The organism is Nesterenkonia massiliensis (genome assembly GCF_000455245.1).
Taxonomy (GTDB): domain Bacteria; phylum Actinomycetota; class Actinomycetes; order Actinomycetales; family Micrococcaceae; genus Nesterenkonia; species Nesterenkonia rhizosphaerae.
Map to the genome: position 1 here is coordinate 234616 of NZ_HG005165.1, position 11259 is coordinate 245874.

At 63.8% G+C, this 11259-nt stretch carries 10 protein-coding genes; 1 reads left to right on the forward strand and 9 read right to left on the reverse strand.

Annotated features, from left to right (window positions below; genetic code table 11):
• Nucleotides 1-84: 84 nt before the first annotated feature.
• The 9 genes from TX78_RS12395 to leuC all read right to left on the reverse strand — a co-directional run bounded on the left by TX78_RS12395 (nt 85) and on the right by leuC (nt 10172).
• Nucleotides 85-1008, reverse strand: a complete 924-nt coding sequence (locus TX78_RS12395; RefSeq protein WP_049897266.1) for a hypothetical protein — start codon at nt 1006-1008, stop codon at nt 85-87.
• Nucleotides 1009-1355: 347 nt separating this feature from the next.
• Nucleotides 1356-3152 carry a DEAD/DEAH box helicase gene (locus tag TX78_RS01115; protein WP_407635371.1) on the reverse strand — a complete coding sequence of 599 codons (1797 nt, stop codon included), beginning with the start codon at nt 3150-3152 and terminating at the stop codon, nt 1356-1358.
• Between the two features lie 3 nt (nt 3153-3155).
• A complete protein-coding gene (locus tag TX78_RS01120) occupies nt 3156-3500 on the reverse strand; it encodes a DUF3039 domain-containing protein (protein WP_081652467.1) in 345 nt (114 codons plus the stop codon).
• A 10-nt stretch (nt 3501-3510) separates the two neighbouring features.
• Complete coding sequence (locus tag TX78_RS01125; RefSeq protein ID WP_044492890.1) at nt 3511-4677, reverse strand: D-alanine--D-alanine ligase family protein; 1167 nt, start codon at nt 4675-4677, stop codon at nt 3511-3513.
• 5 nt (nt 4678-4682) lie between these two features.
• Nucleotides 4683-5756, reverse strand: coding sequence for an NAD(P)H-dependent glycerol-3-phosphate dehydrogenase (locus TX78_RS01130; protein ID WP_081652468.1), 1074 nt, complete (start codon nt 5754-5756; stop codon nt 4683-4685).
• Nucleotides 5753-6547 (reverse strand): lysophospholipid acyltransferase family protein, encoded by a 795-nt coding sequence (locus TX78_RS01135; RefSeq protein ID WP_044492891.1) that lies wholly within the window; start codon nt 6545-6547, stop codon nt 5753-5755. Before TX78_RS01135 ends, TX78_RS01130 begins: the two co-directional genes overlap by 4 nt.
• A 38-nt stretch (nt 6548-6585) precedes the next feature.
• Nucleotides 6586-7908, reverse strand: a complete 1323-nt coding sequence (murA, locus tag TX78_RS01140; RefSeq protein ID WP_044492893.1) for a UDP-N-acetylglucosamine 1-carboxyvinyltransferase — start codon at nt 7906-7908, stop codon at nt 6586-6588.
• A 148-nt stretch (nt 7909-8056) separates the two neighbouring features.
• Nucleotides 8057-8656 (reverse strand): 3-isopropylmalate dehydratase small subunit, encoded by a 600-nt coding sequence (gene leuD / locus TX78_RS01145; protein ID WP_044492894.1) that lies wholly within the window; start codon nt 8654-8656, stop codon nt 8057-8059.
• A 46-nt stretch (nt 8657-8702) separates the two neighbouring features.
• Entirely contained in the window at nt 8703-10172 is a 1470-nt protein-coding gene (leuC, locus tag TX78_RS01150; protein WP_044492896.1) for a 3-isopropylmalate dehydratase large subunit, read from the reverse strand.
• A gap of 97 nt (nt 10173-10269) precedes the next feature.
• On the opposite strand from leuC, the gene TX78_RS01155 reads away from it, so the two are divergent.
• Nucleotides 10270-11094, forward strand: a complete 825-nt coding sequence (locus TX78_RS01155) for an IclR family transcriptional regulator (protein ID WP_081652469.1) — start codon at nt 10270-10272, stop codon at nt 11092-11094.
• Nucleotides 11095-11259: the final 165 nt, after the last annotated feature.

Here is an 11259-nt window from a genome sequence, read left to right on the forward strand (position 1 = left end):
GTTTGGCGCCCAGGATGAAACAGAAGCCGTGCTTGAGGACAACCTGACCGCTGTCGCCCACTTTCCGTTCCACTCGGTCCAAGGTCACCTCGGGCGCTTTCGGGACACGCCTTCGCGGAGCAGCTTCACCTCCAGCCGGCGCGGGTCGGCCAGATCATCCCACCCCCAGCGCGCCACCCGACGTCCGGTATCGCGCAGTGCTTCTTCCCGCCGTACCTGGTTCCAGTAAACTTCGCCGGCTCGTGCCCCGGATAGCCGAGCGGCCTCGGTGAACTTGATCCGACCATCGAACTCACCGACAACTCCATCCGCAGGCCACTCAAAGTCCAGCCGTGCGGTGCTGCCATCTGCCAGTCTCACCACGTTCTGCAGTTCGGGGGTCGCGAAACCGAGTTCGTCGATGAGAACGCGCGACCGAGATTCCCCAGGTGACTCGCTCAGCGGATTCGCGAATTCAGCCGCCCATGTCCACGCACTGCGTGCCCGTTGGGACCACAGCCACTGCTGGGCGCTCATGAGTTCATCGGCAGTGACCTGACCAGCACTCACCCGCTCTACCGTCAGCCAGCCACGAGAATCAGCGCCAGCGGCGAACACTGCATCCAGGGCGACGACGGCTTCTTGCTTGCCCATCCGTGGAACCGTGTCGATGAGCACCATGGCCAACGGTTCTACCTTGACCCGCGCTGGGGCCCCGTTGTCATAAGTGATTCCGGGAACCTCGACGGTGTGAGTGTTGCCTCGCACAGCTCGCCAGTAACTCTGCCGCACTTCCTCTGCGGCATCACCGCGGGGAACCGGCGGCGCGAGGGCGCGTAGCGGCATTCGGCGTTGAATGGCCTGAGTCTGCAGATTCCCGCACAGCGGCCGGGTACCCACCTCGGAGGTTCCCATAGCGCGGATATGCACTGCCCGCGGCACAGCGATGAGCGGAACCCCATAAAGGACTAATGCAGTCTCGCGGCAGAAGATCCGCTCCGGACGTTGGAGTCCGACGGCGGCCGTCATGGCCCGATGCTGTTTCCATACTGGCGCTTGTGTCCATTCATCACGGCGTATGAAGACTGAAGGGCGTAACGCGAGTAGTTCACCGCGCCGGACAGCACGCATTGTCGTTGACCGAGAGTGACCGTCAACGCGCGGGTGGATGAGGCGAATCGTCACCTTTACAGCTTCCCGCGCTACGGACTGTTCAGCGAGCACGAATCGGAGACTGTGGAAAACGCACCGACGGGATCTGCACCTCGAGACCCAAACAGGGCTCCCGCACCGGCTTCACGCCCTAGTTTTGTTTCACTTAGGCCCAGTTACAGCCGGGGCCTGAAACAAAACTAGGGGCGCGAGGGGACAACGCGTTACTTCATTCCAACAAACCACTGCTGCAGCTTCTTCAGCCGTGCCTCCAGCTGGGACTGCGTGGCTTGTCCCACCGCAGGTCCGCCGCAGGCATCCCGAAGCTTATTGTGAATGCTGCCCTGGTGCATGCCGGTCTTGGCCGAATAGGCGGAGACAGATTTATTGAGCTTATTGCGCAGCGATTTCAACTGCCTATGGTCCACCACGTTCTCAGCCTGCTGCTGCGCGTCCGCTGGCCGACGCTTAAGCTGCTCCGCTTGATGTTTACGCAGCAGGGTAGAGACCTGCTCCGGCTCCAGCAGACCCGGCAGACCCAGGAAGCCCAGCTCTTCCTCGGAACCGAGGTCCCCGCCGAGACCGAATTCATCGCCGTCGAAGAGCACCTTATCGAAGGCTGCGTTGGAGCCAATGGCCGCAAAGGAACCCTTCGTCAGCTCCTCGCTGGCACGCTCCTGCTTCTCTGCCGCGGCCAGCAGATCCTCCTCAGGCATCTCCCCCTCAGCAGGAGTGGACACCTGAAGAGCATGGTCGCGCTCGGCTTCCATCTCATTAGCCAGATCAGTCAGCACCGGCACCGAGGGCAGGAACACGCTGGCTACCTCGGCCTTCTTGCGCAGCCGCACAAAGCGGCCCACCGCCTGGGCGAAGAACAGGGCTGTTGAGGTCGATGTCGCGTACACCCCTACACACAGTCGCGGCACGTCCACGCCCTCGGAGACCATGCGCACTGCCACCATCCACAGCTTCGAGCCGTCCTGGCTGAAGTCTTCGATGCGCTGCGAGGCATCCTTATCATCGGAGAGCACCACTGTGGTCTTCTGGCCGGAAAGCCGCTCCAGCTGAACCGCATAAGCGCGGGCCGATTCGTGATCGGTGGCGATCACCAAGCCGCCGGCGTCATCGATTCTGTCCCGCACTTTCAGCAGCCGCTGGTGAGCGGCCTTGAGCACCGCAGGAATCCACTCGCCCTCAGGGTTGAGCGCGGTGCGCCAGGCATGGGCGACAATGTCCTTAGTGGCGGCCTCACCGAGGCGGGCCTCCATCTCCTCACCCGCTGCGGTGCGCCAGCGCATATTGCCCGAATAGGCCATGAAGACCACCGGGCGGACCACACGGTCCTTCAGCGCCGGCCCGTAGCCATAGGAGTAGTCAGCCTTGGAGCGCAGGACACCGTCGGCGTCCTCGACATAGTCCACGAACGGGATCGGCGAGCTGTCCGAGCGGAAGGGCGTGCCGGTCAGCGCCAGGCGCCGCACCGCGGGCCCGAAGGCTTCGCGCACGCCGTCGCCCCAGCTCAGTGAGTCACCGGCATGGTGAATCTCATCGAAAATCACGAAGGTCCGTGCCGCCTCGGTCTTATTGCGGTGCAACGCAGGCTTATTGGCCACCTGCGCATAGGTCACCGCCACACCGATGAACTGCCGGCCGTGCCGACCATCAGAGTTCTTGAAGTTCGGATCGATGCTCAGACCCACACGTGCAGCGGCGTCGGCCCACTGGCGCTTGAGATGCTCGGTGGGAGCCACCACGTAGATGCGGTTGATCTCCCCTGATTCCACCAACATCTTCGCCACACGCAGCGCGAAGGTGGTTTTACCTGCGCCAGGGGTGGCCACCGTGAGGAAGTCCCGCGGGGACCGCTGGATGTAGAGGTCTAGGGCCTCCTGCTGCCACTGGCGCAGTGTGCCAGCAGTGCCGTGGGCGGCACGGTGCGGATAGGCAGGAGGCAGCTGGGAACCAACGTCAGTACCGACGTCGAACAGGGTGGGGCCTGCCTCCGGGTGAGGGGTGTTCACGCCTCAGTTCTTGCCGAAGCCGAAGAAACCGCGGCCGCGTCCCTTACCTGAGGAGTCGTCGCCCCCGGAGGAGAATCCTTCGTAGATCTCCTTGCACTCGGGGCAGACCGGGAACTTCTTGGGGTCACGTGATGGCACCCAGACCTTGCCGCACAGGGCGACGACGGCGCCGCCCTCCAGTGCGGACTCCATGATCTTGTCCTTCTTCACGTAGTGCGAGAAGCGCTCGTGATCGCCGGGCTCAGAGAGCTGCTCCTGGTGCTGCCGCTCAATAGTGGCGGCTCCGCCTCCAGCAGGGGCAGCCGGGTCAGCAGTGTGCATGCGGAACAGATCGGCAGGGGACATCATGTACTCCAGTTTAGCGAAGCGCCGTCGGACGTTCCAGGGCGAGCGTAATCAGTTCGGTGATCAGATCCGGGAAGTCGATGCCGCTGGCCTTCCACACCTGCGGATACATGCTGATCGGAGTGAATCCGGGCATGGTGTTGACCTCATTGATGATGATCTGACCATCGGGGGTGTAGAAGAAATCCACCCGGGAAATGCCCTCGGCGTCGAGGGAATCGAAGGCCACCACAGCCTGTCGGCGGATCTCCGCGGTGGCTTCTTCGGGCAGCTCAGCGGGGCAGGAGAGATCAGCTGCGGTGTTATCGGTGTATTTTGCGTCGAAGTCATAAAAATCATGCGCAGCAGAGCCGTCATGGACTGCGATCTCCCCCAGCAGTGATGCCCGGGCCGGGGCGCCGGCGCGTCCGCCGAGCACGCCGCATTCGATCTCGCGGCCGATGATGCCTTCTTCCACCACGATCTTCGGATCGTGCTTCCGGGCTGCCTCCAGTGCCTCCTCCAGCTGCTCCCAGCGCTCCACCCGGGTGATGCCCATGGAGGAACCGGCACGAGCGGGTTTCACGAACACTGGAAGTTCCAGGGTCTTTACGCGCTCAAGGGCAGCCTGCGGGTCCTGGCTCCACTGCCGGGCGGTGATGGTCTCCCACCGGCCCACCTGCAGTCCTGCAGCTTGGAAGGCGAGCTTCATGAAGTGCTTATCCATGCCCACCGCCGAGGTCAGCACACCGGCGCCCACATAGGGCAGCCCCACCAGTTCCAGCAGCCCCTGCAGGGTGCCGTCTTCGCCGAAGGGGCCGTGCAGCAGCGGAAGCACCACATCTACAGACCCCAAGGAGGTGGTGGTTCCGTCCGGGTGAATCTCCAGCAGCTGGGCGCCGCGGTCTGCGCTTCCGCCTGCCCCGGCGTGCAGCTGCACACTGGATTCGGTGGGCAGCACCCGCGGCAGCTCGGCTCCGCTGAAGCTGTGGGTGCGCGGATCAATCGCCGGACGGGTCCACTGCCCGGTGGCGGTGATGCCGATCTCTACGACGTCGAAGCGTGCGGTATCGATGGCGCTGAGCACTCCCGCGGCTGTCACACAGCTCACCGCGTGTTCCGATGATTGACCTCCATAGAGCACCAGCACCCGTGGTTTGGTGCTGCTCTGGGGGTGTTCGGAGGTGGGAGTCTCTGCCATGGGGCTCACTTTCCTTCCGCCGCGTGCGCTGCAGCTGCGGCCGCATCTGTGGCGGCGGCTTTGGGGTGTTCAGCTTTCAGATCCCGTGCCAGCAGCAGGGAGGCAATGTTGTCCACGGAGAGTTTGCCCTCTAGCACGGCCACTACGGCCTCGCAGATAGGCATCTCCACCTCGTGGGTGCGGGCAAGTTCCAGCACGGCGGCACCGGATTTCATGCCTTCGGCAGTCTGAGTCAGCTGCTGGGTGACCTCATCTGCGCTGAGGCCTTCACCCAGCAGTCGCCCTGCGCTGCGGTTGCGGGACAGCGGCGAGGCGCAGGTGGCTACCAGGTCGCCGAGCCCGGCCAGTCCGGAGAAGGTCTCCAGGCGTCCGCCGAGCTTCAGCGCCAGCCGGGTAGTCTCGGCCAGGCCGCGGGTGATGACCGAGGCTTTGGAGTTATCCCCCAACTGTTGTCCGTCGCAGATCCCCACCGCCAGGGCGATCACGTTCTTCACGATGCCGGCGATCTCTACGCCGGTGACGTCGGTGTTGGTGTAGGGGCGGAAGTAGTGGTTATTGCAGGCGGTGGCGATCCGTTCAGCCACGGCCACATCCCGGCAGGCCACCACTGAGGCGGTGGGTTCCTCCCGGGCGATCTCCATGGCGAGATTCGGGCCGGAGGCCACTGCGATCTGGTCATCGGGCAGGCCGAGTTCCTCAGCGATGACCTCGCTCATGCGCATATCGGTCCCGCGTTCGAGTCCTTTGATGAGGGACACGACGACGGCGCCGGGCGCCAGCGTATCTCTGACCTGGCCCAGGTGGCTGCGCAGGCTCTGGGCGGGCAGGGCCAGCACCACGATCTCTGCCCCGTCGACTGCAACGCTGAGATCGCTGGTGGCTGTGATGGTCTCAGGCAGCGCGATCTCGCCCAGGTAGGTGCTGTTGGTATGCCGGGAAGTGATCTCCTCGGCCACCTCAGCTCGGCGTGCCCAGAGCACGACGTCGGTGGCCTCGGTATTGCTCAGGGCGGCGTCGGCAAGCACTTTGGCGAAGGTGGTGCCCCAGGAGCCTGCGCCGAGTACAGCAATCCGGGTCATCCCTGCGACTCCTGCTGTGCTGCATCACCGGTGTCACGGGCCTCGCGCTGCGCCTCACGTGCCCGCAGCTGGCCTCGCGGCACACGCTGGTTCAGGGCTCGGTCCCAGATCAGCTCCGGAGCAGGTTCCCCACGCAGTTGGGCGACTCCGGCAGTCAGCGCCTCTTCGACCCGCTCAGTAGCAGTGGCCAGGATGGTCCTGGTCAGTGGTTTGCCGCGCAGGTCCTCCAGGTCGATGGGGTCCCCCACCTGCAGCGCATAGCGGGTGCGGGGAAAGATCTTCGGCGCCTTGGCGTACTGCGGAAAAAAGTCCTGCACGCCCCAGTGCGTGATGGGGATCAGCGGAGCTCCGGTGTTCAGGGCCAGGCGCGCAGCGCCGGTTTTTGACCGCATGGGCCACAGTTCGGGGTCCCTGGTCAGGGTGCCTTCGGGATAGATCACGATGGCGCCGCCCTCGGAGAGCACCTGCTGTGCGGTCTCCAAGGAACGTCGCGCCTCACCGCGGTCTGCCCGTGCCACCGGAATCTGCTGCAGCCCGCGCAGTGCAGCACCTAAGACAGGCACGCGGAACAGCGAGTCCTTGGCCATCATATGCGGGGTGTTTCCGGCAGCGTAGATGGCGTGGGCCACCGCCACCGGGTCGACTTCGCTGATGTGGTTGGAGACGGCGATGTACCCGGTATCTGGCAGCTTCTCCAGGCCCTGCCAGTCCTTGCCCATCAGGACGTTTATCGCGGGACGGACGACGACGGCCGCCGCCCGGAAGGCTGGTGTGGTGCGTCGTCGTCTCATGGTGCCCAAGCTTACCGGCCTTGGTCTGCGGCGATAGCTCACTTCTCGGCGATAGAGATGTCTGCGCCGAGTGCTTCGATCTTTGAGATGAAGTGTTCGTAGCCGCGCGAGATGATCTCGATACCGGTCACAGTGGAGGTGCCCTGGGCCGCCAGAGCTGCGATGAGGTGGGAGAATCCGCCGCGCAGGTCTGGGATGTCGATATCGGTGCCCTTGAGCTCTGAGGGACCGGAGATCACTGCTGAGTGCAGGAAGTTGCGCTGACCAAAACGGCAAGGGTTGGAGCCCAGGCATTCGCGGTGCAGTTGGATGGAGGCGCCCATGCGCTTGAGCGCCTCGGTGAAGCCGAAGCGGTTCTCGTAGACGGTCTCATGGACGATCGATACGCCGTGGGCCTGAGTCAGGGCCACCACCATGGGCTGCTGCCAGTCGGTCATGAAGCCGGGGTGAACATCGGTTTCCAGCACCAGGGGCTGCAGCTGGCCGCCGCCGTGCCAGAAGCGGATGCCTTCATCGTCCACCTCGAACTCACCGCCGATCTTGCGGTAGGTGTTCAGGAAGGCGGTCAGATCCCGCTGAGCTGCACCGTGGACGTAGATATCACCTTCGGTGACCAGCGCTGCGGAGGCCCACGAGGCGGCCTCATTGCGGTCGGGAATCGCCCGGTGCTTGAAGCCTGAGAGCCGGGAGACGCCCTCGATGCGAATGGTGCGGTCGGTGTAGACCGTAATGATCGCGCCCATCTGCTGCAGGATGGCGATCAGGTCATGGATCTCTGGCTCCACTGCCGCGTTCTTCAGCTCGGTGATGCCCTCAGCCATCACCGCGGTGAGCAGCACCTGTTCGGTGGCTCCCACCGAGGGGTAGGGCAGTTCGAGCTTGGCTCCGCGCAGGCCCTTGGGGGCGGAGATGTGGATCCCGGTGGCACTTTTATCAACCACAGCGCCGAAGTTGCGCAGCACCTCGAGGTGGTAGTTGATGGGCCGGTCACCAATACGGCAGCCGCCCAGGTCCGGGATGAATGCCTCCCCGTTCTTGTGCATCAGGGGGCCGCAGAAGAGGATCGGAATGCGCGAGTCCCCGGCATAGGCATCGATCTTGGAGTGCTCCGCGGAGTAGGTCTCACGCGGGTCAAGCGTCATAGTGCCGGCCTCGGCGTCGCGGTCAACCTTGACGCCGTGGATGGTCAGCAGGTTGTGGACGATCTCGACGTCTTTGATCTCCGGCACGTTGCGGAGTTCCGAGGGCTCGCTGCCCAGCAGCGAAGCGACCATCGCTTTGGGGACCAGGTTCTTCGCCCCGCGGACCTTGACTGTGCCCTGCAGCGGTTTCCCGCCCTGGATTGTGAGCAGCTTGGCCATATTGTGTCGGTGATCCCTTCTGACGCCAAGTGGTGATTGTGGCCTTGCCACTGTACCCAACGTCCCGGGACTCCTCCCCCAGGTTCGGCCCAGGGAGGACAACGATTCGGTGACAGTTCAGCGGACACGCCGCAGCGCGAAGACCTGTTTAGACCTTAGCTGGCAGGGTGGTGGGCTTGAATCCCGGGCGAGTGTCCTCGAATGTCTGGATACTGTCCTCCTGGCGCAGTGTGAGAGAAATATCATCGAGTCCCTCCATGAGCCGCCAGCGGGTGTAGTTATCGATCTGGAAGACCGTCTCCACACTGCCGCAGCGCACTGTGCGGTGTTCTAAGTCCACGGTGATGTGCGTTCCGGGCTCCTTTTCGAGCTCTTTCCAGATGAGCTCGACGTCGGGCTGGGCCACTTTGGCGGCCAACAGCCCCTGCTTTCCGGAGTTGCCGTAGAAGATGTCGGCGAACCGTGAGGAGATCACCACGCGGAAGCCGAAGTCTTTCAGCGCCCAGACTGCGTGCTCGCGGGAGGAGCCGGTGCCGAAATCCGGGCCGGCCACCAGGACTGAGCCCTGGTTGTAGGGCTCCTGGTTGAGTACGAAGTCAGGGTCTTTGCGCCAGGCGGCGAAGAGAGCGTCGTCGAACCCGGTTTTAGTGATGCGCTTGAGGTAGACGGCGGGGATGATCTGGTCGGTGTCCACATTGGACTGCTTGAGCGGGACGCCGATTCCGGTGTGGGTGGTAATGGGTTCCATGGGGTAAGGGTCCTTAGGCAGAGGTCAACACGTGTGAAGGTCGCCCTCAGGCGGCCGAAAGGCGAGCGGAGTCTGCGCCCGTTGCTGGGGCTGGATCGATATCTGCAGGGGCCGAAAGAGTCCCGCGGATAGCGGTGGCCGCAGCCACTACCGGTGAGACCAGATGCGTCCGGCCGCCTTTGCCCTGGCGTCCTTCAAAGTTGCGGTTGGAAGTGGAAGCGCAGCGCTCCCCCGGGGCCAGCTGGTCCGGGTTCATGCCCAAGCACATGGAGCAGCCGGCGAACCGCCACTCTGCGCCGAAGTCCTTGAAGATCTGGTCGATGCCCTCGGCCTCGGCCTGCAGGCGGACCTTCTGCGAGCCCGGGACCACGATCATGCGCACATCCGGGTCCTTCTGCCGACCCTTGATGATCTCTGCGGCAGCTCGCAGATCCTCCATCCGCGAGTTGGTGCAGGAACCAAGGAAGACGGTGTCCACGCGGATGTCCTTCATTGCAGTCCCCGGGGCGAGGTCCATATACTTCAGCGCACGTTCAGCGGACTCGCGATCCACGGGATCGTGGAAATCGGCCGGATTGGGCACAGAGTCATTGAGACTCACGCCCTGCCCGGGGTTGGTGCCCCAAGTGACGAAGGGCTCGAGGGTATCGGCGTCGAGCACCACCTCGGCATCGAACTGAGCACCTTCATCGGTGCGCAGGCTGCGCCAGTACTCGACGGCTGCGTCCCAGTCCTCGCCCTCCGGCGCATGGGGACGGCCCTTGACGTAGTCGAAGGTGGTCTCATCAGGGGCGATCATTCCGGCCCGCGCTCCGGCCTCGATGGACATATTGCAGATTGTCATCCGAGCTTCCATGGAGAGTTGCTCGATGGCGCTGCCGCGGTACTCCAGCACATACCCTTGTCCACCGCCGGTGCCGATCTTGGCGATGACGGCCAGGATGATGTCCTTGGAACTGACCCCGGGCTTCAGAGTGCCGTTAACCGTGATGGCCATGGTCTTGAAGGGCTTCAGGGACAAGGTCTGGGTAGCCAGCACGTGTTCCACTTCAGAGGTGCCGATGCCCATCGCCAGGGATCCGAAGGCTCCGTGGGTGGAGGTATGCGAGTCCCCGCAGACAATAGTCATACCCGGTTGGGTCAGTCCCAGCTGCGGGCCGACCACGTGGACGATGCCTTGTTCGTCGTCGCCCAGGGAGTGCAGCCGAATGCCGAACTCTTTGGCGTTGGTCCGCAGGGTATCCACCTGTTTGCGGCTGATCGGGTCGGCGATCGGCTTGTTGATCTCCAGGGTGGGAGTGTTGTGATCCTCCGTGGCGATGGTGAGGTCTGGACGGCGCACCGGACGTCCGGCGAGACGGAGACCTTCGAAAGCCTGCGGGGAGGTCACCTCGTGTAGCAGGTGCAGGTCGATGTAGAGCAGGTCCGGGGACCGCTCTCCGTCCTTATCCTCGCCGCGTACGACTACGTGGTCGCGCCATACTTTCTCCGCCAGTGTCAGTGCTGTCTCAGCCATGCTTCTAGAGAACCACCGAAGTGGGCAGTCCTCTAGACCTGAAATGCGAGGTCTCATTATTTGAGATACTTAGGTGGTTCAGGGCTAAACTCCTCCTATGCCACAACGCCCACCTGTCCCCCACTCTGCAGGAACCGCCCTTCCGCCGGATCCGCCACGCCCACTCCACTCCCCCTCCGGTATCGGTGTGGTGGATAAGTCCGTGATGATCATGGACGCGCTGGAAGCCGGGCCTGCCACGTTGGCGCAACTGGTAGAGGTCACGGGCTTGGCACGTCCTACGGTGCACCGGTTGGCCAGCGCCTTGGTCCACCACAGGTTCCTCACTCGGGATGTGCGCGGGCGCTATGTGATCGGCTCGCGACTGGCGGAGCTGGCTTCGGCTGCTGGTGATGACCGCCTGGTCTCTGCAGCTGGCCCGATCCTGCTGAAGCTGCGCGATGCCACCGGTGAATCCTCTCAGCTGTTCCGCCGCCAGGGCGAGGCCCGGGTGTGCGTGGCTTCGGCTGAGCGCCCCATCGGTCTGCGCGATTCCATCCCGGTGGGCACCCAGCTTTCGATGAAGGCAGGTTCTGCAGCCCAGGTCCTGCTGGCCTGGGAGGACCACGAACGTCTGGTGGACGGGTTGCAGGGCGCCCGCTTCACTCCCACAGTGCTGGCCGGAGTGCGACGCCGTGGATGGGGTGAGTCCCTGGGTGAGCGGGAGGCCGGTGTGGCTTCTGTCTCTGCTCCGGTGCGCGGACCCTCTGGACGGGTGATCGCCGCAGTTTCCATCTCTGGCCCCATCGAAAGGCTGACCCGACAGCCCGGGCGGAAGTTCGCCGGCGTCGTCGTGGCTGCCGCACACCAGCTGACCGAGCTGGTGCGGATGAGTCCCGACGGCGACCACGGCCTGAAAGACGAACCGCCAGCTAAAAGGTAGCCCGGTTCGTTCGGCACTTACAGCGGGTGTCAGGCCGAGCAGCTCTGAGATACACGAGACGAACCTGAAGAGTTCTGTCCCAACCGAAGAAGTATGATGAGGCGCGTGACTTTGAATATCAGTGTTATTGGTACCGGTTATCTGGGTGCGACCCATGCAGCATGT